This window comes from Bacillus sp. 05T21, from assembly GCF_056396785.1.
The window spans coordinates 10,502-35,484 of record NZ_JBFTMD010000004.1 but is presented as its reverse complement, the minus strand read 5'-3'; the positions used below and the strand labels follow the sequence as shown (position 1 = coordinate 35,484).

The following is a 24,983-nucleotide window of genomic DNA, read 5'->3' as shown; positions in this document are numbered from 1 at the left end:
TTACTCCCCCTTATACATTGGTTTGCGTTTTTCCTTGAATGCCTGTAATCCTTCTAATCTATCTTTCGTATCGATTACGCCCTCATACGCCTGTTTTTCCATTTGTAAGCCGGTATGTAAATCTACTTGAATACCATTTGAAATTGCTTCTTTTGCTAATCGAACGGCAATTGGACCATTATTAGCAATTCGATCTGCAATTTCAATTGCTTTCTCTTCTAGTAAATCAGCTGGTACTACGAATTCTACTAAACCATACTCTTTCGCTTCTTGCGCCGAAATACGTCTTCCTGTATAAATTAATTCTTTCGCTCTACCAACTCCAATTAATCTAGGCAAGCGCTGAGTACCACCCGCCCCAGGTATAATTGCAAGGGAAGTTTCAGTGAGACCTAGACTTGCAGTGTCAGAAGCAATTCTAAAATCACAAGCTAAGCTTAATTCAGTACCTCCACCAAGTGCGATTCCGTTAATAGCAGCAATAACTGGTTGTGGTAATTGTTCAACCATCTCCATAGTAGAACGAATCATACCCACAGCATGGCGAACTTGTTCTTCACTCATGTTGGCACGCTCTTTTAGATCAGCACCAGCGCAAAATGCTTTTTCGCCATCCCCTGTTAAAATAACAACGCGCGTATTTGATTCTTCGTTTATTTGAGTTAATATAGTTTGTAATTCTTCTAATAATGCCAAAGATAATGAGTTTGCTTGTCTTTCACGATTTAACGAAATCTTTACAACGTGCGGTGTAACATAGTCAACTGAAATGTTTTGTAATTGTAGCATCTTCTCACCTACTTATCGTTTTATGTTGGAGCGCTCTATACACATGACTCGGTAATTGGATATTTAACTTACTTTGAATAAACTGACTAGCTCTCAATAACTTTTCTTCATCAATATTAGTTTGGACTCCCAGCTTATGGAGCATATGCACTAAGTCATCAGTAGCAACATTACCCGATGCTCCTGGTGCATAAGGACATCCTCCGAGTCCACCACAAGAACTATCAAACGTTGTAATACCATATTCTAAAGACTTAACTACATTCGCCAGAGCCATTCCATACGTATTATGAAAATGCATTGCAAACTGCGAAGCATCATACTTCTTTAATAGATGTTCTAATACTTGTTCTACTTGTAATGGATTCGCTACACCAATCGTGTCACCGAGAGAAACTTCATAAATGCCGTATGAAAATAGTTGATTACATATTTCGTCAACTGCTGTGGCACTTATATCCCCTTCATAAGGACATCCAAATACAGTAGAAACATAGCCTCTTACCTTTTTACCTTCGAACGTTGCCTGTTTTGTTATATCTTCAATTACAGCTAATGCTTCTTTAATAGATTTATTAATATTACTTTTATTGTGAGATTCACTTGCTGATAAAAAAACATTCACCTCATCTACATTTTGCAAAAAAGCTCGTTCCAAACCATTTTGATTCGGAACAAGCGCTGCATATGTAACATTTGGATCCCTTTTTAGCTCAGAAAATACATCACTTGCATCTGCTAATGCAGGAACCCATTTAGGGTGAACGAATGAGGAAACTTCAACGTACGACAATCCCGCTTCTGTAAGTAGTTGAATCCATTTTACTTTATCTTTTGTGCCAACAATCTTTTTTTCATTCTGTAAGCCATCACGCGGCCCGACTTCTTTAATGACAGCAAAATTAGGTAGTTTCAATTCGCTTCCCCCTATATCTCCCTATTCAATTTCTAGTAATACATCTCCTTCATTTACAAAATCGCCTTCTTGTACGTTAATTTTCATAACAGTTCCGGCTTCTTCTGAAACGATTGGAATTTCCATTTTCATAGATTCCAAAATGACGACATCCTGCTCTTCCTCTACTGTATCTCCTACTCCTACAACAATTTTCCAAACATTTCCTGCCATCGATGCATATACTTTCGTCATCATTTTTTCCCCCTTAATATTCATAACTCTTATTTTTTAACAAGTTGTTTCGTTACAAAACCTGTTGTATAAATACCACTTTTGAACACATCGTCTCCGAGTACTTGCAGTAACATTGGTGTGTTTGTTTTAATACCTTCTACTTTTAACTCTTCTAGAGCAATTTTTAATTTTGAAATCGCTTCTTCACGAGTTTCACCATGAGCGATTACTTTCGCAATCATTGGATCATAGAAAGGTGTAATCGTTACTTGATTCTCCAAAAAGTGATCAATACGTATATTTGTTGGTAACGTTAAATCTGTAATTTTCCCAGGTGATGGGAAGAATGTTTTCGGATCTTCTGCATAAATACGAGCCTCAATGGCATGACCACTACGTTTTACATCATCCTGTGTAAATGATAGCTTCTCACCATATGCGATAAGTAATTGTTGTTCAACTAGGTCTAACCCAGTAATTTCTTCTGTAACTGGATGTTCTACTTGTAATCTCGTATTCATTTCTAAGAAATAAAAGTTCTTTTGATCATCTACAAGAAACTCAACTGTACCTGCATTTGTATAACCAAGTGCTTTAGCAGCTTGTACAGCAACTTCTCCCATAGCCTTTCGTGTACCCTCATCTAAAAATGGTGAAGGTGCTTCTTCAATTACTTTTTGATTTCGGCGCTGCACTGAACATTCGCGTTCCCATAAATACACTGTATTACCATGTGTATCTGCTAAAAGCTGAATTTCAATATGATGTGCATCTGCTATATAGCGCTCTAAATACATTTCTCCGTTACCAAAGAAATTTTGCGCTCTTGTTTTATTACTTTCAAATGCTTTGGTGAGCGTTTGCTCAGTTTCCATCAACTGCATTCCAATGCCTCCGCCGCCCGCGGATGCCTTAAGCATTAATGGATAACCAATTTGTTTCGCAATTTCAATTGCTTTTTCAGCAGTTTCAATATTTGTAGTAATGCCTGGAACTACTGGCACATCTGCTGCTTGCATCGCTATACGTGACTCAATTTTACTTCCCATCTTAGTAATGATTTCTTCTGAAGGACCGATAAATACGATTCCTTCTTCTTTACAGCGAATCGGAAAAGATGGATTCTCTGATAATAATCCGTACCCCGGATGGATTGCTTCAGCATTTGTCTTCTTAGCTATTTCAATAATTTTTTCAAGGTTTAAATAGCTTTCTTGGACACGTGGACCGCCTACTAAGTAAGCTTCATTTGCCAATTTTACATGAAGGGCATTTTCATCAGCCTCAGAATAAATAGCAACGGTACGAATGCCAAGTTTTTGACAAGTTTTCATAATGCGAACTGCGATTTCCCCGCGATTAGCAATTAATATTTTTTGAAACATAGTGACTCCTCCTTTTTATCTACATCCTAAATGTCTTGCAATTACGAGACGTTGAATTTCAGAAGTTCCTTCACCAATTTCTAAAAGTTTTGCATCACGAATATATCGTTCAACTTCATATTCGCGCATATAGCCATATCCACCATGAATTTGTACTGCCTGATTTGCTATACGACTTGCAGCTTCAGATGCAAACAACTTTGCCATAGCCGCTTCTTTACCGAAAGGTTTATCGTTATCTTTTAACCAAGCTGCTTTATGTACTAAATTACGCGCTAATTCTACTTCAGTCGCCATATCAGCCAATTTAAATTGAATCGCTTGGAAATTAGAAATCGGTTTTCCAAATTGTTGACGTTCTTTCGCATATTGTAATGCACGTTCAAATGCAGATTGTGCAATACCTACTGCTAATGCTGCAATTGAAATACGTCCTCCATCAAGTGTATATAAGAATTGTTTAAATCCTTTATTTACATCACCAAGAATATTTTCTTTCGGTACACGTACACCATCAAGTACGATTTCACAAGTATTAGAAGCACGAACACCCATCTTATCGTAAGGGCTTGAAATCGTTAATCCTTCACTAGTAGTCGGTACGATAAATGCAGAAATACGTTTTTTACCATTGTCTTCAAAACCGTTGATAGCGGTTACAATAATTGTGTTTGCATACTCTGCGTTTGTAATCCAGCACTTTTCACCACTAATAACATATTCATCGCCATCTAAAATCGCTTTCGTTTGTGTGCCCCCTGCATCAGATCCAGCATTTGGCTCCGTTAATCCGAAAGCACCTAACGTTTTACCTGACGCCATTGGAACTAAAAATTTCTGTTTTTGTTCTTCTGTACCGAAATAATAAATTGGAGAAGCACCTAATGAAATTGTTGCAGCATAGCTTAAACCTGTTCCACCACAAGCACGACCAATCTCTTCAACAGCTAACGCGTACGATAACGTATCGCCACCTGAACCTCCATACTCTTCCGGGAATGGGATACCTAATAATCCTAGTTCGCCCATTTTTTGAAATGTTTCATATGGAAATTCCGCAGTTTTGTCATAATATACAGCTTTCGGTGCGATTTCCTTTTCAGCAAAATCACGTACCATTTCTTTAATCATTTGTTTTTCGCGAGTTAGAGTAAATTCCATTCCGCTACACACCCCTTATCGAATATTGAGTTTCGACAGCGTGCGAGTTTCTACTACAAACATTACTTCTTAAAAGACACGAATATTAGTTAGATAATTGCTATAATTCTGTCATAACTTAATTTTAAAACAGATTCTGTACCAATGCACAAAAAAATTCCTACATTGTTCTACAACAACATAGGAGGTTTTGTGTCGAATTATGTAATTTATTGTTTAATAATCTCTACCTTTTCCTGAATCAGAAATTTCTACTAACCCTTCAGGGTATGGCTCAAAATATGTTTGTCTTAATAAATACTTTTCATCAAATCGAATGGCCCATGATTTTAAAATTGTAAGCAAACTACTAAGTGGTATTTTCTTTTCTGCATATTTTTGTATCAGTTCTAGAAAATGATCTTTTTCTTGTTTTTTTAGCTTTGTTTTAAAATATCCGAAAATGTGCTCACATACATTTACATTCGATGTATAGCGAGGCGCGCGAATAAATAATTCATATAAAGTCTTCTCATAGTTATCAAATACGACTTCAATTGTTTCATTTTTTTGATTTGCAATAATACGCCCTAATTCTTTTTGTTTCACCTGATTATATGCCATAAATAAATACTTATAATCTGATTGAAACGCTACGAGTTCTTTTATGTTTTTAGTATGTTTAATCATTTTGTAATGCGCGATTGTAAACAATCTTGTAAAGAAATGCTCTCTAATAATAAAATTCGACAATCTACCTTCTTCTTCAATTGGAAGATGCGAAAATTTTTTTATTACTGCTCCGCCAAATAATCCAGTTCCTTTTCCTTTTACTGGCCCTTTTTCAAAACCAGAATAGATTTTCACATCACGAGTTCCGCAACTTGGCGAACGATTCTTCAAAATAAAACCGTCAACTTCAGGTAATGTTTGTAAAAACGCATTTGAAAATTCATTCATTTTTTCAGTTACATCTTCTCGTATTGACGGTTGTACAAGCATATTCGCACCATTTTTTTCTACAATACGTATCGTTTCACGAGGAGTCCCTAAACCAATTTCTACTTCAGGACATACAGGTATAAATGTAACAAATGGCTGCAAGTTTCGAATTGTTAAATCTGGAACCATCTCTCCATTATAACGACAGGCATCAAATTCTAAACATTTACTTACAACAATTATCGGTTTAGCAAATTGTCGCATCACATTACCTCCGTGGCGTTAGTCCATACAATATAAATTGAATCGTATTTTCAATTTCCACTTCATCGTCCCATTTCTCTTCCGGTAATAATAAAAACCTCGTTAAGAGCAACCCTAATACAGCTGATAAAGTAAGACGTAATACGGAAGATGGCGGAAGTTCAATAATTTCCCCTTCTTCTTGAAACTTTGCAATCAGCTTTTTAAAATGTACAAGCAGTTCTGTTTCTATTAATTGTTGTATTTCACTTTTTAGTTCCGGCTGAAATGGTACTTCTTGAATTAATATTTTTATCATTGGAAAGTGCTTTTTAGCAAATTCAAATCTATTTTGAATTATTACTCTTAAAAGCACTTCATACGATTCATACTCTGTTTTAAATATTTCTTTTGCAAAGGCTTGTACGAAAAATGGTGCAGCAAACTTTGTTAAGGTCGGCATCACGACTGCAAACAATAAATCTTTTTTCGTTTTATAGTAGCGGAAGATTGTTCCTTCCGCTACACCAGCTCGCTTTGCAATTTCACTCGTTGAAGTTGAGGCGTACCCTTTTTCTCCAAACATATCAACAGCTGCCTCTAATATACGCATTTGACGTTCATTACGTTTATCAGTATTCGTTGCGGCAACTAATTCTTCCAGCCAATCCTTCTTCATTTATTGTGCTCCTTTTTATCATCATTATATTTTGCGATGTTTCTTTAATGCAAATACATTTCCTACTGCAAATAATAGTGAAAAAAGTAGTAATACAGTAAGATCTAATGCAATCTCTGTAAACCCTTGATTCCGAATCATTACTTGTCTCATAGCGTCAGCACCATATGTGAGTGGAAATAATTTACCTAACATTTGTAACCATGTATTCATGGATTCCATTGGAAACAACCCAGAAAAGAAGACTTGTGGCACGATAACAAGCGGTATAAATTGAATCATTTGAAATTCATTATTTGCGTATGCCGATAAAAATGTGCCTAATGTTAGTGCAGTTAAAGAAAGCATACATGTTATAAGTAGCGTTAGCCATATTGAGCCAGCTACATATAAATCTAAAATATAAACTGAAAAACTTACAATTATAATAGATTGTATAAATGCAAAGATTCCAAAACCAATAATATATCCTAAAACTATTTCCCATCTTCTCACTGGTGTGGACAATAACCTCTCTAATGTACCACTTAAACGTTCTCTTACAAAAGATACTCCGGACAATATAAATACAAAGAAAAATGTAAAGAAACCAATTAATACGGGACCAAGCCCATCGAACATCGTAATGTCTTTAGAGCCATGTAAATAATCCACTTCAGGCTTCATCATTGATACATCATTCTTCTCTGTACTCTTTTGCAATACTTGAAGTACCGCACGGTTTTTTGATGAATCACTGCCTTCTAATAGAAGATTCATTTTTCCATTTTCTAAATGAATTACTGCATCTACCTTTTGCTTTTCTAATTCCGAAATTGCTTTGTCTTTACTATATTCATAAATTGATGCTTCTTGATTTTTCATTGCTTTTACTATAGGAGCAGGTACATCGACTACAGCAATATGCGGTATATAGTCTTTTTGTGTAAATACTAGCGACAATAACCAAAGTAATAACATTGGTGCCCCAAACATCATTGATAAAGAACGCTTATCTCGAAAAAATTGACGAATGATACGGATGACTACACCATTAACTCTCATGATTCAATCACTCCTTCTAACATAAAGACATCTTCAATTCGTCCAGAAGATGTTTGTTTTTTCAATTCCTCCGGTGTGCCAATCGCAACTAAATTCCCTTCTCTAATTAGCCCTAGACGTTCGCAAAATTCAGCTTCATCCATAATGTGCGTTGTTACAATAATAGTTGTTCCTTTCTTTTTAAGGTCATAAAACTTCTCCCAAATCGATTTTCGAAGTAGAGGATCTATCCCAACTGTTGGCTCATCTAAAATTAATATTTCTGGTTCATGAAGGAGTGCTATCGCCAATGATAAACGTTTTTTCATTCCACCTGAAAAATGCTGTACTTGCTTTTTCATATGCTCTGATAATTGCACAAGTTCAAAAACTTCTACGATTCTCTCTTTCTTACGCTTACCTTTTAACCCATACATCGTTGCAATAAAATCTGCATTTTCATATGCCGATAGTTCTTCGTATAATGCATCAGCCTGAGCCATATAACCAATTCTTTTCATTTCATTTAGATTAGGCATGTTTGTATTAAAAACAATTACATCCCCTGTAGTTGACTCATTAATACCTGCAATCATTTTAATGAGTGTTGTTTTCCCTGATCCGGAAGGTCCAACCAAGCCAAAAATTTCTGCTTTTTCTACTTGCAGCGAAAGGTTATGCAAAACTTCTTTTTTCCCAAAACTTTTTGATACATCTCGTAAAATAATTGAAGGTTGCTGCACTAAAAATCCCCCTTTTCTTTAAAATGAGTGAGTAATCACTTTTATTTTACTCTCGAATTATTATATGTCAAACTTTTCAAACATATATTTTTTTCTGTTATTTACTAAATCAATGAAACAGAGTCGACATTAGAATATCTTTTCTTAAAGTCGACTCTGTTTCATTGTAAATTATTCGATTTTTGTTATGTTTTTAAATTTAAATACCTTCTAATTCTAGCAACATCTAAAGAATATTCGATAACTATTTGCTGTATTGGTAATATAACCGTTTCCGGATATAAATGTGCATATTGTAACGTTTCTGCATACTTTTCCAACCGTTTTTCTAAATACTTTACAATTTGCTCAGGATGACTTACTAATAAAGACGTACTATAATAATGAATTTGCTCCTCAATCGCCGTATATTCTTCAATTTCAAATTCTTTATGCATTTGTACACCCCTTTATATTTTTAATATTGCTTAATAATAACTATTTTAACTCGACTAATTTTTAAGTTTTTTGATTATTTACACTATAACAAACTCAATAGGTCAAATTTTGTTACTTTATGTAACGTTGAAAAATTTTAACAAAATTGTAATGGAAACTTGTACTCAAGAAAAACTACCTTTAAATTATTCTCCTGAACAAAAAAGCCATACAGATTAATTTAACTGCACGACTACAATCTCAGGTCTATTAAAAACTCTTTGCGGAATGATACTATTGCCTAATCCTCTACTAACTATCATAGACGTATTTTGTTGTTCATATAAACCCGCTGTATATTTGGGCAGTATTCCTTGATTAGGAGCAACTAATCCCCCGATAAAAGGTAACCGAACTTGTCCCCCATGTGCATGACCCGATAACACTAAATCTACTTTCTCCTCAGCATACTCTTCTAGAAATTCAGGCCTATGGGATAATAATACATTATACCTATCTGGCTGCGTTTCAATTTTTGCTTTTACAATTGCATCTTTTACAATACTTCCTTCATCAATATCTCCAGTATTAAATTCCGGATCATCAATTCCTAACAAGTTTATTTCGTGTCCTCCCTTTTGTATTATTACATGTTCATTTCTTAAAACAGTGACATGCTGTTTCTTTAATTTTTTTTCTAAACTGTTATATTTTCCTGACCATTTTTCATGATTTCCTGTCACAAAATATACTGGATATTCCTTCACAAGTTCTCGTATTACTTGCATACTCATTTCTGCATCGTACGATTTACTGTCTATTAAATCACCCGTAATAGCAATAATATCTGGATTTATGCTTTTTACTTTTTGAATTAAAACATCTTGATTATCACCAAATTTTTTATTATGTAAATCTGAAATTTGTAGTATTTTATATCCTTTAAAAGAAGAGGGAATTTTACTAGAGGTTATTTTAACCTCAGTTATACTTATTAAATTGTTTTGTAAATATAAAAAGATACTAATGCCTACTAATATACCAATAATTAATATGATTCTTTTAGTCTTCTTGTTCATACTTCCTCCTAAAATCTTAATCAGTACTACAGTTCACAATAAATATTACGTGCCCTTCGCATTCAGAATAACTGAAATTTTTTAATTGATTTGTAGTATTTGTTATAGTTTTATACGCCACTTATAAAATTTTTCAATCGCATGCGTGTATGATGTCATGCTCATTTTTCAGTAATTTTATAGCAGATCACTGGAATCTCTTCATAATATTAACATTTATCTTACTTAGTTTGATAACTATATCATGATATTTCCTATAGTTTTTTATAGAAATATTGTGTACTTTTCTCGAAGTATATACGACATTTGATTACAAATATATTATTACCACTACGATTTTAATTTGTTTAAAACGTACAAAGAGAGAATTGAAACACTAAATTGCCTTATGAAAAGGTATTACTGTATCATTTGTTAGAAAATTGAAAAAACATGTGTAGATAGCTATCATTGTAAGTGCATATATAATTAACTTTAATTTTCTGACATAATTTCACATAATTCTTAAACTATTTTTTTGCGTGCATTATGAAATAAAATATTGCCCCATGTCAGTCTTTAAAAAATTATATATCATAACTTTAAGGGAGGAAGAAAACTATGAAGATGAAAAGAAAAATCATGATGACGACAGCACTTGCAGCTACATTGGCTACAGGTGCACTACCAAGTACATCGGTGTTTGCTGCTGAAAAAGAGGCTCCTATCCAACAAGAAGAGACACAGATGAGTATTCAACCATTCGCACAAAATAATTTGGAAACAGCAGTTAAAGCTGCCTTAAATGGTCCAGAAGTTAAAAAAATTAAAGTATTTGAGCATGAATTTAATGTAAAACCAATTGAAGTAGTAAATTTAGGTGGCGGTAAAACATATGTTAAGGGACAAATTTCTCATCATTTAAGTTTTCGTCCAGATGATCAATTTTATTATGAGTTTACAGTGCAAGATGGAAAGGTAATAGATAAGCCTGTATTTAATATTGATAGAGGTGGTTGGACACCATTTGCTGCTCCACTTTTATCAATTCTTGCTGCGTATAATGGGATTCCAGTTAATCCAAATGATTTAAATGCACTTGGTCAACAGATTGGAAAAGTGATAGATGGAAGCTGGGAACATGCAGCCCAATCTATCGCAACTGTAGTTAGTTTAAGTTTTAATGAGTAAAATTTCTTAATTTTTGTTAGCCTAACAGAGTCCCATTTTTCATAAGTAACCTTGTTATAAAAAATTCTGAAACAGCTATAAATAGATTTTTACCACTCAGTCACATTATCTTGATTTGTTAACCACCTTATCATTCATTATATGTCACAAAATAGAAGTCTTTTTTAAGACTTCTGTTTTGTTTGTATACAGTACAGCGGAAAGCTTGTTTTTTACCTATCTATGCTTCAATTCTTTAAAAATCCGTTTGACTATTAGATACAATTTATTACAACAAACTATTAAAATCTCAAATAACTTCCTACCCTATTTTGATTTTTTCAAACACAAAAATTCATTACTTTAAGAATGAAAACAATAGATGTAGTAAAAATCATCTTGTTTTATTATATCTATTGTTTAAAAGTCAGGAGAGATAAAATGAACAAAATAAAAATGAGGAATTTTTTTAAAATTAGTATCCTTACTTGTTTCACACTAGCAAGTTTAAGTACACCATCTACTATTTTTGCTGATAGTCATCCAGGTTATTCCTATGAATCCAATATAGGCTATCAAAACCCAGCATGGATGTCGAAAGTAGCAGATTCAACAAAATTGAGTGAAATATCTATTCCAGGGACTCACGGTACAATGGCTTTACATGGAGCAAGTTTTCTTGATGAAAATTTGACAAGAAATCAAACTATGAGTCTACCACAACAATTAAATTCCGGAATTCGATATGTAGATATGCGTGTTAAACGTGTAAAAGATTCTTTTGCAATGTACCATGGGATTGTAAATCAAAAAGCAATGTTTGAAGATGTATTAAAAGAGGCAATTCAATTTTTAAAAGATCATCCTACAGAAACAATTTTAATGCGCTTAAAAGAAGAAACTACTCCTGAAAGTGGCTCACTATCATTCGAGGAAATACTTAATAAATACAAAGACCTTAATTCTTCCTATTTTTGGGATCCGAGTTCTGTACCAACTTCAAAAAGAAATAACCCTACTCTAGGAGACATCCGAGGGAAAATTGTAATCTTACAAAACTTTACAGCCTCTCAGCAATATGGTATTAATTACGATAGCTTAAATATACAAGATACATTTGAAATTGAAAACGGACCAGACGGAATGTATGAAAAATGGAATGCGGTGAGAACCCACCTTCAAAATGCAAATAATAATTTTAACAATGATAAAATCTATCTTAACCATTTTAGTGGCACAGGTGGTGCTGCTGCATTATTAAATAATGTTTATCCTTGGTTTGTTGCAAGTGGTAAAGAGAGCAGAAATACTGATAGTAACCCCAAGATGATTCAAAAAGCTACAACTAATGCGTGGGAAGATTTCCCTCGTGATATAAATGGTCAAGTATTTTATGGTGGAATGAATACACTTGGGACCGAACTCTTGCAACAAGGTGGAATTAAACATTCTGGTATTATCGCAGCTGATTTTCCTGGTCCAGGTTTAATTGATAGTATCATTAAATTAAATGGTATACATTCGAATGAAAAAGAAATATTAATTTCGCAAATTTCATCCGAATCTCGCCCTTTATCCGGACAACAAAATCGATCCAGTCAAAACTTTAAAATTGATAGTTTACCTGTAGGTACTAAGGAATTAAAATGGATTATTGAGCCTTCAGAAAAAGATCATCCTTCTTCTATCTCTTTCAATGTAATGATTGACGTTTCCCTAGGTACAGATTCTACTCGTTGGAAAAATATTTCACATGGATCTAGGACTGAAGCTTATACGAATACTAAATATTATATTGCAAGCCCACTTGGTGCCACTAACAAATTTACAGTGAAAATATACGCTATTACAAATTAAAAAATAAAGAATCCCAATGGAATTCCTTTTTGATGGAATACCATTGGGGTTCTTTAATAATTTCATTTCGTATATATTGGGATGAAGAGTAAAAATTGCACCCCTGTTCCGGTATTGCACATAGAATAAGTGATAACTACCCTTTTCCACTTATCATTTATTTAAAACTGGCTTCCAAAGCGATAGTGCAAAAATCCAATTTGGATCGCCGTTCCCTTGATAACTTTGAATCGCTTCATACACTTTTCCCTCATGTACTACTTTATCACCTTTATTGTATGCTTTTCTTGCATCCCATTTTTCATAAGTAGAGTCCTCTAGTTTTGTTGCTACAGTTAAAACATCACTTCTACTAGACTCATTTCCAGCTAAATCAACCGCCGTCACTACATATTTATACGATGTATTAGTTTTTAAATCTTTATCCATAAAGGATGTATTATCCGCTGTCCCAATTTTATTCATAACCCCAGTGCTTTCTCTATATACAACATAATGATCAACACCTACATTATCTTCAGACGCACTCCACATCAAATCAACAGTTGTCGCTGTTGTACCCATACTATGTAATCCTTTTGGTTGAGTCGGAGCCTCTTTATCTGGAGTTTCATTTGTTGTCTTAACCTTTAGTTTTTCACTTTCTTTTGATATGTTTCCAGCAGCGTCTAATGCCTTTATTGTATAGGTATATTCCGTATTTGCTTTTAGTTTTTTATCAGTAAAAGTTGTACCTGGTACCGTACCAATTACTTCTCCATTACGTAACACTTGATATTCTTTTACGCCTATATTATCATTTGAGGCCTTCCATATTAGTTCAACACTATTGGCAGAAACTTTAGAYGCATTTAATCCAGTTGGTTGACTTGGAGCTACTGTATCGGGAGCTTCATTATTTACTAGATTTACATCAATTACATTATAAAACGCATTTGACGTATCTGCTACATCCCATACAGCTAAAATAACATGATAACCATTGCGATCAGTTGGTACATTAATTGTATGTGTTAAATTATTTGATGCTGCCGAACCGTCATGTTTCACAGTTCCAATTGGTTCTAATTCAGCACGTGTTAATGGTTTATTAGGATCCCATCCCTTTTTGGTAATGTAATAATGCCATTTACTTGTAGAATGTGCCGCTGTGTATTTCCATGTAAATTTATTTGCTCCCCCCTTTATTGTGTTTTTGAACCAGCGATTTGATGTTTGTTGGTCAAGAATCCCTCCAAACAGTCCTCCTGCCGAAGCGATTTTCCCATCAATCGGTCCACCATCGGGGAATCCTTTAGGTGCTTCTAGACTTTGAGGTTCGTACATTACATTTCCACAATTTAAATTTAATGCTCCATAATTCTGACTACATAAAGCAGCACGACTACTCGGCTTTTCAACAAACCCATGTGCATATGCACTTTGAGGAATCATTGTAATTGCCGTCACCCCTACAGCTAAAACACAAGCACCAATTCCTTTTTTAGTTTTTCTTAATCTTTCTAACTTAGATGTTAATTTCAAATTCATACTTGTCCCCCCAATATATTGTTTATGCTAATATAATAGCAATATAGGGATAAACGAACAAATCACCTACTAATATATTAATAGTTCAATAACATAAACACATTTAGTTTATTTATTAACCTGATATGGGGCTAAATTAAGCAAATTAATTCTATTTTGTAACATTATGTAGTAAAGAGTTTATAAAAAAACCAATAAAGATTCACAAAAAATCCAAATATCGATTACTTAATTTTTTACAACCACACCCCACACGATAACTACATTATTAAGCAGGTTTCATGATTTATTACATTCTCTCGCCACCTGACAAAATCAGATCAAAAACATATCCCTGCATATTATCGATTAGTTCAACCACATCTGGATTTTTATCGTTGCTCAGCGACCAATTGATTGACACCATTGCGTTTGCTGTATACAACTGAGCTACAAAGTCAATCGGCACACTTACTTCAACCTGCTGCTCTTTCAAATAGGAATAGCAGGCATTATATAAAATGGATTCTAATTCTAAACGTAAATCCGCTGAGGGAACACGTACATGGAGTAAAGTTGCAATCTCTTTTTTTCGCGCTGAGATCTTATCGGTTATCATATTAATAGCTTGAGCCACATTTCCATTCTCTATTAATGCGAAACGAAATTCAATTTCTTCCTTGAACCAGCAGACATAATTTTGCACTAATTTTTCCAAAAGATCATATTTATCTGCAAAATGGCTGTAAAATGTGGACTTACTCACCATAGCATGTATGCAAATATCTTTAGTTGTAATTCGCCCAAACTCTTTTTCGTTCAAGAGGGTAATAAGTGTATTAGAAATATTTTTCTTCGTTTTATAAACGCGAACATCCTCTCCCATTAATAATCAATCTCCTTCCCAAAGTTGCTTATCAAACCATTTATATCCTTATGGTTCGATTTCGTACTTCTTACCCTTTCCTGCTTGTTGTTTCTTTAATATATTTCTCTTATCCTTACCTTGTAGTCAAATATAAGGAGGGATTTTATGTTTAAACAGTATGTAAACAACGAACAGTTCAATTTGCAAATTAACCGTTTTTTCAACGATTTCTATCAAGACGATGAGCGGGCAAATCAGGATTTGCAAGACATCATCCCAAGACTTACAGACACGGACAGCTGGTATAACACTTGGATAGAATATGCAGCAATGCGGGAGCATCAGAAAGACTTCGATCTGGCTTCAGTTTATTATCAGGCTGCCGAGTTTTATATGGAATCATCCGATCCAAAAAAAGAAAAAGTGTACCAAAAATACCGTGAAACTTTTTATAAGGGCTTTCATGACTTTGAGTATGAAACCTATCAAATTCCTTATGAAGATTCCTATCTTCCTGCAATCAAATTCATGACACCAGGCGCATGTAATACACTACTTTTCTTTGGAGGCTACGATTCCTACATGGAGGAAATGATGAAGATGATGAACTACCTCATAGGAATCAATTATAATATTATAGTTTTTGATGGACCTGGACAAGGAACAGCACTGAAAAACGGCTTAAAATTCATCCACAACTGGGAGAAGCCCGTTTCCACAGTCATTGACTATTTCAAACTTGACCGTGTTAGTATTCTCGGAGCTTCTTGGGGCGGCTACTTGGCAATGCGTGCCGCCGCTTTTGAAAAACGAATCGACAAAGTCATCGCCTTTAATATTTTTTATAGTGGCCTTGATGCACTCAAGATGCGCATGCCGGATAATATCTGGAATAAATTGACCACGCTTCTGGCTACTAATGAAGCTGACAAAATTAATACCATGTTTAAACAAATGATGGCCACCAGCATCGACCTGAACTGGAAAGTTAAAAAAGGTATGGAAAATACAGGTGAAAAAACGCCATTTAACTTACTTAAAAACTTTGAAAAACATACGATGGCAGGAATCGGTCAGTTCATAAATCAAGAAGTATTACTCCTGGCTGGTGAAGACGATCAGTACGTTCCAATTAGCCGATTACCGCAAATCGAATCGGAGCTATGTAATGCAGCCTCCATCACTTCTGTAGTTTTCACTAAGAAAACTGGTGGTGAACAACATTGTCAGGCTGGTCATCGTCACTTAGCTTTTGATGAAATTAAAAGATTTTTGCGACATAACTTCTAGTGAATAATATCAAGCATTTTAGCACTTTCAAAATTTTTCATATACTAACACATTAGAACATGGTGACTATCGTGACACTCCTCAAAAAAACTGATATTTTGTCATAAAAGAAATCCCCCACTTATTTGTGGGGGCATTATTCTGTGCTTTACTTATAATGATATGTGTGAAGTTTTGTTTATTTACAAACCTAAAATCCCTACAATCTGACTCGCCTTTAAATTAGTAATATAATTGTACATCTCTAAGCCTTTTCTTTCAGCCTTTAGCACCTTGCCTCTCATTTTCGATAAATGTTGGGAAACAGTAGATTGTGGAATTTTTAAAAGCTCCGTCAATTGTGTAACATTACATTTTTTATACTGAATTAACTCGTTTATAATTTGCAATCGAATTGGATGTGCCATTATTTTTAACATATCTACATCCTCTTCAGTTATTACACTCTTTTTCATTTCACTTTTATACATTGTCATAAGGAATTCTCCTTTATTATCCGTGCATTTCCGCACGTCTTTTAATTAGAAGTATATTCTAAAATTATTACGGTTTAATATTCTTACTTTTTGGTATATTGAAGTTTATATTTTCAAAATAATATAATTCCAGAAACGCCTTACACACATATTGTAAAATTCCAATATGCGATTCATATGAACTTAATATACGGTTTAAATGAATCTCACTTCACTATGGAGACACTGTTGAAACTTTACTTCAATAACTCTGTAGGAAACTTATAAACAACTAAAAAAGGACACACCTATAGCATATGTATGCGTAGGTGTGTCCTTTTCTAAGATAAATTTTAGAGTATTAACTTCTTTTTACCACATCGTATAAGATAACTATTTAAATTTCAAAATATATAGTATAGAATAGGAACATTCGCTATATTTATGTATGAAAGGATTTTCGGAAATGGACTTGTTGCAAATCAAGAAAATGGAAAATTTAATTTGGACTATTGAACATAGTAGTGACCTCTCAAAAAGGTTTTATATAATAAAATTTTTTGATAGAGAAAATACAATTAAGCCAATTGAAACATTAGAATTTGGAAATAGAAATATCGACAAATTTGAATGGGTGTTTATTAATATATTTCCAAGGGTAGTAACAACTTATGTCCCTTCCACTGGAAGGAAACCTGATGAATCATTAATAGATACAACTAGAGAAAACAGTCAAGAATCACTTATTTTACAAGGAATACGAACCTACACCAAGTTTTGGTCATGTTAACCCCCACCCTTCTATAGCAGCAAATATAATTTTGCATAAAATGTGTTTTTTTGAGTTAAGGTGAATTCTATATGTAAATTCTTCTGAGAGTTTCATTCACATTGTATTGTTCGTTATTTGAAGAACAAGGAGTTTTTTATAATATACGATATATCAATTTTTAAAATGTATGCTTATACTTATTTTTTTAGGCATTTTATTCTCTTAAGAGCATCCACGCAAATACATGCTCTTAAGAAAATAAAAGTAGTACGCATGAGATTGAATGAATATTAAATAAAACACTTTGGATCTGGAACTTACCTTACACTTTGTTTTATATACATAATAGAAGAGTAGAATATCCTTTTTTATTTTTAGATTTGCCTACTAACACTTCAAACAATCTATCAGGACGTTAAGTAGTGAATAGTTCAATTTAAGGGGATTGTTTTAGTCTCTACTAATTTAGCAGAAAATTCAGTTCCACATTTAACCTTTTTAAATTCTAGATGATTAAATCCTTGATTAGCGCCTCATCGGTTGAATCAAAAAGGGTATGCACTTTAATACACCTAGTCCAACAAACGTAAATATTACCCCTACCAAATCAAACAAAAAAATTTGAGTACCCCCTATTTATTGCACTAATTATAACTAGAGCTAGCCCTTTCCTTTTCTTTAAATTCCTACTTTAACTAGAACATACGGACGTTAAGTGATATGAATTCATTTTATAATGGGGGAATTTTTCACCTTTTCTAAACAACTTATTATATTATTTTTATCTAATAAGGCACAGAAACAAATTAAAAAACTTTAGTGCTCCTGAAAATCTCTTGAGGAAAAACGTTTTTAGGGTGAAACGTTTTTCAGGGTACTTTCATACTGACTCTTTTCCTTAAAATGTTTCTGTGCCTAATATTTAAATTAACTTATGTCAAAATATTTCGCAATACAAGTGCTAAATGCTACATGGATATATAGAAAATGACACTTTTCATGAGCATACCCCATCAAATACTTATATTAAATATAGAAAAGTTACCTTACTATTATTAAATTTGTTAAATTAAATAATGAAAATGGAGAATACTAACTTTATAATTGTCACAATTTAATTTATATATCTACTCTTTTATTACTCGTAAAAATCATTTGATAATTCCTTCAATATTAATTTATGAAATGCAGAGACCATCTAAAGCAACAATTTTCTTACATTAGATTGTTTTTCTATTTAATTTATTTTGTCGAAAAAAGTCGATATTTTCATATTTTTTTCATTTAATTATTGTACATTTGCACATTTAATGTTAGGATTATGCCTATTCAAATTAGATCCTATTGATTCCTCTTTAAGATTTCTTTATTTTATTTGTGAAAATTAGTTACTTTCTAGTAAATTCCCAGCAATAATACAGCAAACTACACTAATAATAATTCTAAAATTATATTTTCATCTCGTAAATTCATAAAAGGGAATTTAAGTCAAACTATATTTTCTATCTGTGTATATTCATTTTTTATTCAAACATGATTAATCATAAGTTCTAACTCGTTAATCAAATTTAAATAACAATTTTGATTCTAAAATAAGTTCAAAATCAAAATAAATATATTGTTATTTTAAAATAATGTTGTAAACTATCTTTAGAATGGAAAGATTTATGTAACAGCATGTTAAGGGGTTACAGGGGGAATAAAAATGAGAAATTTTTTCGATGACAAGTATAAAAATATTGAATTAAAAAGGAGACTATTAAATATAATCAGTGAAATTAGTGAATTAAAAGGAAAATTAGCTGCTTATCAGGAACAAAATCCTGATATATTTACTAGCTTAGAAAAAACCATACCACTTCATTACATAAAAAACTTTACTACTACCTATGAAGATATAAAAGTCCCAAATAAAAGATTAAAAGAACTTATTTTAGATGATATAGTACCTAAAAATATTTCGGAAGATGCTATCTTTTGTTTTTATCAAACACTTACTTTTGTACATAAGAATTCCTGTGATTTATTAATCAATCCAGAGACTATACAGGAATTACATTTTCAATTAATACATTACATTACCTCTGACAGTGCCAAATGGCGCGAAAAACCGTTTACTATTCCAGGTATTCCTGAAAACGGAATGCACTTAAATAGTTACCGCATTCTTCCACATGAGCTTATTCCACAAGTAATGGAACAATTATGTGATCAATATAACTCATTAAATTCTAGTAAGGGCCATCATTCACTTTTATTAATAGCTCGTTTTATATTTAATTTTTATTGCATAGTCCCTTTTAATCAGGGTAACGGCAGATTGGCACTTATGTTAATGCAATTGCTATTAATTAAGAGTGGAAATACATTTGTAAAATATGTATGTCTGGATAAATACATTAAGAAAAATGAATCTGAATATTACAATTCGATTTATAAATCTTCGGTAAATTGGTACTGCGAGGAACATAATAGTAGCTTTTGGTTAAAAACGTTTTTAACTATTATATTAGAGGCGTACAAAGATCTTCATAATACAGTTCTAGATTCTATATGTAAGCATACTAAAGTGGAGAGAATTCAGGATTTTATCCTTAAACAAAAACAACCCTTTACTAAGGAGTGTATTCGTAACACATATCCAGACATAGCAGAGAGTACAATCAGTAAGGCTTTAAATTCCTTGCAATTGTTTGGCCATATTAAGCTAGTGACAAAAGGAAGAAATGCTAGTTGGATTAAAGTTTAACTATACTTGTAAAACACTTACAGTTCAAAAAAGAAAATTATAACTTTATCATTTAAATTCATGCCTTTGGACTCTTATTCATTGAATTTCACTTTAATATATTAAGCTATTATTACTAATTCCTACAAAACGTTTTATAGGAATATTTGTCGAAAAAAGTCGTATTTTAATATTTTTTCTTTATTTTCTGGTTGTAAACGTTTTATTTTCATGTTACCATCTTAATCAAACAATAGATGGTAATAAAAATGAAAATATTTCTTTCCCTTAGAAACATATAAACGTACGGTCATATCAAGAAAATAAGGCCAAAGAAATATTTGATACCTATCCAAATTACCAATAGGAATTTTGCCGCATTAACTTTCTGTTATTTCAGAATAAAACTTCACATTTTGTCCCTAAACAAAATTTGTTAGCGTGCAAAATTCAAATACACTAAAACACCCAAATAAATGAAATGTCCTTTTTTATTGAGCATTGAGGTATGAAAAAATAATTCTTCCTACAAAATTCAGCTGAGTAACATAAAGACATCTAAATTACTACCTTTATCGCCATCTATTGTTGACAACATATTTACCAACTATTAAAAAGAACCTATCAAGGGTTCTTTTTTATTATAATCATTCAAATTTCACTTCTATCTTGATACTTAGATTTCTACACAAATTACATCTACTTTTTTACTCTCAATTATTGAATTTATAATATAGTACTTCAATTTTAGTTATTCTTGATCTCAATCCGTTTAAATTAGTGAATAAAATTCAAACATATAAAAATAATAACTACAACTAATCGTTATATATTAAAGAGGTGTCAATTTTGTCCTTAAATGAAAAGACCCTAGAAACAAAGACAGATAAAACCATTGAAAAAATCCAAACAAGTAACTTAAAAGAACTTAAAAATACATTAGATAACATCTTTGATATTAGTGCAGATTTGATTGAACATCCTTTGCAATTAAAAACAAACACGAATATTTTACTATATTATTTTGAAGGCCTTACAGATGGTGTTGCATTAAAAGGAAATGTTGTTACACCATTATTACAAGAAGTAAATGAAGACAGTCAAATATTTAATTCTAATATTATTGCTACTCATACCAAAATAGTATATACGTGGAATGAAATTAAAGAAGGATTACTTGAGGGACAATGTGTACTGTTTATGGAAGGAGAAAAGAGGTCCCTTCTAATAAATACAAAAGGCTGGGCAGAAAGAGCGATTCAAGAACCCATTTCAGAAGTTACTATTAAAGGCTCACATGATGGGTTTATTGAGAATGCCACAAAAAACATAGGCTTAATTCGTCGATATATTCCTTCTACTGAATTGAAAATTAAAAAAATGACAATTGGAGAACGCGCCACTTCTTTAGTCTATTTAATTTACTTAGGGGATGTAGCAAACGAAGATGTGGTCCAAGAAATAGAAACTAGAATCTGTAAAATTAAAACGGATGCGGTATTGAGCATTGGAGAACTATCTAATTTTACAAAGGATCAAAATTGGACTCCTTTTCCACAGGCTTATTTAAGTGAACGCCCAGATGCCATTTCTAATCATATACTTGATGGAAAAGTAGCAGTGTTAATTGATAGATCTCCTGGTGCGATGATTGTCCCAATGAATTTAATTGGATTTTTTCAGACTCCAGATGATTATAATATACATTGGCTCATTGCATCATTTTTTCGCTTATTACGATTTGCAGGATTTATTATAGCTATTTTTTTACCCGCAATTTATATTGCTATAGTCTCTTTTCACTTTGAAATCATTCCTTTAGATCTATACACTTCTATTGCAACGTCAAGAGTTAAAGTCCCTTTCTCTCCTTTATTGGAAGCTTTTATAATGGAAATCACACTAGAAATGCTACGTGAAGCTGGTATTCGCTTACCACAACCAATTGGACAAACAATTGGAATTGTTGGAGGGATTGTAATTGGGCAGGCGGCTGTTCAAGCTGGTCTTGTCAGTAACGTTATGGTTATTATCGTATCTATTACCGCCATTGCATCATTTATTGTTTCTAATTATGATTTATCAAGTTGTATTCGGCTTATTCGTTTTCCAATGATGTTATTAGCCTATTTTTATGGGATTGTAGGTATTGTTAGTGGATTAATGCTCTTATTTGCTCATTTTGTTTCATTAACTTCCTATGGTTCACCATATGGATTGCCAATTGCACCATTTCGTCTCCAAGAGTTAAAAGATTCTTTTGTAAGATTTCCTATTTCCATGATCACCACCCGCTCGAGTACAGGACAGCCGGAACAAAAAAAGAAAAAAGAAGGTGGTTCGCATGGGGAATCTTAAATTTCAAAACATAACTTTATTTGAATTTATTGTTTTCATCCATTCACTGCAACTTGCATCAGGTATGTTAATTATGCCAAGCCCACTTGCTACTACCGCTGGCACAGATGGCTGGATTTCTATCATTCTGGGATGGATGGTTACTTCTATAATTGGCGTATTTATTGTATTAATGTTACAAAAAAGTCCTAGCAAAAATTTCTCACAAATTTTRAAAACATACTTTGGTAAATGGCTAGGAACAATTTTTCTTCTTTTATATGCCTTTTATCTATTTTTTGCTGGTTTTAATACTTTATTAAAGGCAACTGACATTATAAAAGTGTGGATATTCCCTTCCACTCCTGCTTATCAAATCGCCATATTATTACTATTGCCTTTTATTATTTTATCATTGAGTGGGATAAGGGCTCTTACTAGTTATTCTATGCTTGTTTTCTTCTTCACTGCTTGGATGCCACTATTTCTTCTTTTTTCATTAAAGAGTAACTACAATCCTTTACACCTACTACCTATTTTTAAAGATGGCATATCCCCTATTGTAAAGGCAACAAAAGAAACAATTACCCCTTATGCTGGCTTAGAAATTGCATATTTTATTTATCCGTTCTTACAAAAAAAACAAAAAGCCATAAAAGGAATACTAATAGCGAATACTGGAACCATGTTTTTCTATCTATATGTGACTATTCTTTCTTATATATACTTTAGTCCGGAGGGGATAAAAGACGTAATTTGGCCAGTATTTCATTTGTTAAAAGGGGTTCGTTTTTCATTCATAGAACGATTAGAAATTATATATATCGCTTACTATTTGATTGTATTTTCTACTACAATATATCCGTATTTATTTTTCAGTTTTGAATCTGTGACCATTTCACTTCAAAAAAATGCTCGCAATTGGGTGCTCGTTAGTTTTATGTTTTTAATAGTCGGCTTATTTATTTTTCTAAATCCCGACGTGGATCAATATTTGTTTATATATTCTCTTATGGATATCTTAAATATCATTTTTTTTATTCTATTACCAATCTTTTTTTTCGCATACAGCATTCTTTTCACTTGGTTAACTAGGAGGAAACAACTTTGATTCGAAAATGGATATGGATTGTAACTTGTTGTGTATGTTTAATCGGTTGTAGTCAAAAAATCCCTCTTGAACAGGTTTCATTAATCCTGTTAATCGCCTTAGATAGAACTTCTAATGGAGACATAAAAGTGGGCACAAGCATACCACTCTTTCATCATAAACAGCAAAGAAGTACTATAGAGCAATGGGCGCGGGCATCCACTGTATATAATGGATTCAGTAAAATAGATACGAAGTTAACGGGCTATATGACCGCCTCAAAAGCTGAAATTATTTTAATTGGGAAAAAATTGGCCCAAGAAGCAAATTGGATGCAGGAGCTTGATTCTTCTTACCGTGATCCTTACGCTACCATTAATGCTAAAGTAATACTTGTTGATGGACCTGTAGAAGAAATTTCCACAATTAATAAGCCCGATAAACCATCACTACCATCTTACATAAGTAGTGTAATCGAATCCTCCATTCAAAATAATCAATCCGTTTCTTCCACGATTCAACAATTAATGAGAGAAAAAAATGAAGAAGGAATGACACAAGCTGTTCCAGTTATAAAAAAAACAAAGAATGAAATCGACACGGTAGGAATTGCACTTTTAGATCGACAAGGTAAATATTTAAGCCGTATCCCTAAAAAAAATGTTAAGTTCTTCAATCTTTTAAATAAGCCCAAAAATAAAGGCCGGATGATACTACACCTTGCGCTTCCACCTAAAAAATCCAGCCAAAAACCAAACACTTCTATATTAATACAGAATGCGACTAGGAAAATAGATGTTAATTTTCAAAAAGGAAAGTTTGTATTTAATTTCGATATAAACGCTAATGTAGCTGTAATAGAAAAAACTAACGCACATTTAATTAAGGAGCATTATGATAATAAAAAAAACATACATAATTTAGAAAATGAGGTTCAAAAAGAAATTAATAAGAAATTACAAAATATGTTGTATGAATTACAAAAGAATAAAATTGATCCTATCGGATTATCGTTATATGCTAGAGCTTTTCAATATAACGAGTGGAAAAAACTAAAAGGAGATTGGTTGCAAGCGTTAGCAGAGGCTAAAATAACTGTAAAAACACACGTCAAAATAAAAGATACTGGGACCATTAGAAATTAGATTAGCCTATTCTTTTATTTGACAGCATTTCTCAGTCGAATTTCCCTTCCTCAATAATTATGATGTAAAAGACGCTAATTCAAAGAAAAATCTTTCGGTTAAATGCTAACCAATAGATTTTTCTTTTTTCTCTAACCAGTTCTTTTAAAAGGGCAACAATTTAACTACGGTAATCAAGTACAAGTTTCTAATTTAAGGAATTTAAGAACTT

General features: G+C 32.7%; 22 protein-coding genes. 8 read left to right on the top strand and 14 right to left on the bottom strand.

Features of this window, described 5'->3' with window-relative positions:
- The 11 genes from AC1DKZ_RS10630 to AC1DKZ_RS10580 form a co-directional block, all read right to left on the bottom strand.
- The gene (locus AC1DKZ_RS10630; RefSeq protein WP_113936467.1) at positions 1-789 is read right to left on the bottom strand and encodes an enoyl-CoA hydratase; all 789 of its coding nucleotides are present in this window, start codon (positions 787-789) and stop codon (positions 1-3) included.
- A 4-nt stretch (positions 790-793) separates the two neighbouring features.
- A complete protein-coding gene (mvaB, locus tag AC1DKZ_RS10625; RefSeq protein ID WP_002017011.1) occupies positions 794-1,705 on the bottom strand; it encodes a hydroxymethylglutaryl-CoA lyase in 912 nt (303 codons plus the stop codon).
- A 21-nt stretch (positions 1,706-1,726) separates the two neighbouring features.
- Positions 1,727-1,942 (bottom strand): acetyl-CoA carboxylase biotin carboxyl carrier protein subunit, encoded by a 216-nt coding sequence (locus AC1DKZ_RS10620; RefSeq protein WP_001985297.1) that lies wholly within the window; start codon positions 1,940-1,942, stop codon positions 1,727-1,729.
- A gap of 26 nt (positions 1,943-1,968) precedes the next feature.
- Positions 1,969-3,306, bottom strand: a complete 1,338-nt coding sequence (locus tag AC1DKZ_RS10615; protein ID WP_476996178.1) for an acetyl-CoA carboxylase biotin carboxylase subunit — start codon at positions 3,304-3,306, stop codon at positions 1,969-1,971.
- A 15-nt stretch (positions 3,307-3,321) separates the two neighbouring features.
- Entirely contained in the window at positions 3,322-4,467 is a 1,146-nt protein-coding gene (locus AC1DKZ_RS10610; RefSeq protein ID WP_476996177.1) for an acyl-CoA dehydrogenase, read from the bottom strand.
- Positions 4,468-4,683: 216 nt separating this feature from the next.
- Positions 4,684-5,652 (bottom strand): YbgA family protein, encoded by a 969-nt coding sequence (locus tag AC1DKZ_RS10605; protein ID WP_476996176.1) that lies wholly within the window; start codon positions 5,650-5,652, stop codon positions 4,684-4,686.
- Between the two features lie 4 nt (positions 5,653-5,656).
- A complete protein-coding gene (locus AC1DKZ_RS10600) occupies positions 5,657-6,310 on the bottom strand; it encodes a TetR/AcrR family transcriptional regulator (RefSeq protein ID WP_002065518.1) in 654 nt (217 codons plus the stop codon).
- A gap of 24 nt (positions 6,311-6,334) precedes the next feature.
- Complete coding sequence (locus AC1DKZ_RS10595) at positions 6,335-7,354, bottom strand: ABC transporter permease (RefSeq protein WP_476996175.1); 1,020 nt, start codon at positions 7,352-7,354, stop codon at positions 6,335-6,337.
- Complete coding sequence (locus tag AC1DKZ_RS10590; RefSeq protein WP_002032219.1) at positions 7,351-8,076, bottom strand: ABC transporter ATP-binding protein; 726 nt, start codon at positions 8,074-8,076, stop codon at positions 7,351-7,353. Before AC1DKZ_RS10590 ends, AC1DKZ_RS10595 begins: the two co-directional genes overlap by 4 nt.
- A 185-nt stretch (positions 8,077-8,261) precedes the next feature.
- Entirely contained in the window at positions 8,262-8,513 is a 252-nt protein-coding gene (locus AC1DKZ_RS10585; RefSeq protein WP_002017002.1) for a hypothetical protein, read from the bottom strand.
- Between the two features lie 216 nt (positions 8,514-8,729).
- Complete coding sequence (locus AC1DKZ_RS10580; RefSeq protein WP_219302304.1) at positions 8,730-9,572, bottom strand: metallophosphoesterase; 843 nt, start codon at positions 9,570-9,572, stop codon at positions 8,730-8,732.
- A 600-nt stretch (positions 9,573-10,172) separates the two neighbouring features.
- Here AC1DKZ_RS10580 and AC1DKZ_RS10575 point away from each other — a divergent pair.
- Together AC1DKZ_RS10575 and AC1DKZ_RS10570 are read left to right on the top strand one after the other, a co-directional pair.
- Entirely contained in the window at positions 10,173-10,742 is a 570-nt protein-coding gene (locus AC1DKZ_RS10575) for a hypothetical protein (RefSeq protein WP_002016999.1), read from the top strand.
- Between the two features lie 420 nt (positions 10,743-11,162).
- Positions 11,163-12,578: a phosphatidylinositol-specific phospholipase C gene (locus tag AC1DKZ_RS10570; RefSeq protein ID WP_476996174.1), complete on the top strand. Its 1,416-nt coding sequence runs from the start codon at positions 11,163-11,165 to the stop codon at positions 12,576-12,578.
- A 153-nt stretch (positions 12,579-12,731) separates the two neighbouring features.
- On the opposite strand, the gene AC1DKZ_RS10565 is transcribed toward AC1DKZ_RS10570, so the two are convergent.
- Positions 12,732-14,108: a lytic polysaccharide monooxygenase gene (locus tag AC1DKZ_RS10565; RefSeq protein ID WP_476996173.1), complete on the bottom strand. Its 1,377-nt coding sequence runs from the start codon at positions 14,106-14,108 to the stop codon at positions 12,732-12,734.
- A gap of 289 nt (positions 14,109-14,397) precedes the next feature.
- Positions 14,398-14,973, bottom strand: a complete 576-nt coding sequence (locus tag AC1DKZ_RS10560; RefSeq protein ID WP_002016995.1) for a TetR/AcrR family transcriptional regulator — start codon at positions 14,971-14,973, stop codon at positions 14,398-14,400.
- A 147-nt stretch (positions 14,974-15,120) separates the two neighbouring features.
- Between AC1DKZ_RS10560 and AC1DKZ_RS10555 the strand changes: the two genes are divergently transcribed.
- Positions 15,121-16,245, top strand: coding sequence for an alpha/beta fold hydrolase (locus tag AC1DKZ_RS10555; RefSeq protein ID WP_476996172.1), 1,125 nt, complete (start codon positions 15,121-15,123; stop codon positions 16,243-16,245).
- A 182-nt stretch (positions 16,246-16,427) separates the two neighbouring features.
- On the opposite strand, the gene AC1DKZ_RS10550 is transcribed toward AC1DKZ_RS10555, so the two are convergent.
- Entirely contained in the window at positions 16,428-16,721 is a 294-nt protein-coding gene (locus AC1DKZ_RS10550; RefSeq protein WP_002141834.1) for an ArsR/SmtB family transcription factor, read from the bottom strand.
- A 445-nt stretch (positions 16,722-17,166) separates the two neighbouring features.
- Here AC1DKZ_RS10550 and AC1DKZ_RS10545 point away from each other — a divergent pair, with 445 nt between their 5' ends.
- The 5 genes from AC1DKZ_RS10545 (at position 17,167) to AC1DKZ_RS10525 (ending at position 24,772) form a co-directional block, all read left to right on the top strand.
- Complete coding sequence (locus AC1DKZ_RS10545) at positions 17,167-17,490, top strand: hypothetical protein (protein ID WP_476996171.1); 324 nt, start codon at positions 17,167-17,169, stop codon at positions 17,488-17,490.
- A 1,687-nt stretch (positions 17,491-19,177) separates the two neighbouring features.
- Positions 19,178-20,221 (top strand): Fic family protein, encoded by a 1,044-nt coding sequence (locus AC1DKZ_RS10540; RefSeq protein ID WP_002032211.1) that lies wholly within the window; start codon positions 19,178-19,180, stop codon positions 20,219-20,221.
- 828 nt (positions 20,222-21,049) lie between these two features.
- Entirely contained in the window at positions 21,050-22,558 is a 1,509-nt protein-coding gene (locus tag AC1DKZ_RS10535; RefSeq protein ID WP_002085466.1) for a spore germination protein, read from the top strand.
- Complete coding sequence (locus AC1DKZ_RS10530) at positions 22,545-23,648, top strand: GerAB/ArcD/ProY family transporter (RefSeq protein WP_002085467.1); 1,104 nt, start codon at positions 22,545-22,547, stop codon at positions 23,646-23,648. The genes AC1DKZ_RS10535 and AC1DKZ_RS10530 overlap by 14 nt, the downstream gene beginning before the upstream one ends.
- A complete protein-coding gene (locus tag AC1DKZ_RS10525) occupies positions 23,645-24,772 on the top strand; it encodes a Ger(x)C family spore germination protein (RefSeq protein ID WP_476996170.1) in 1,128 nt (375 codons plus the stop codon). The genes AC1DKZ_RS10530 and AC1DKZ_RS10525 overlap by 4 nt, the downstream gene beginning before the upstream one ends.
- The last annotated feature ends 211 nt before the right edge of the window (positions 24,773-24,983 follow it).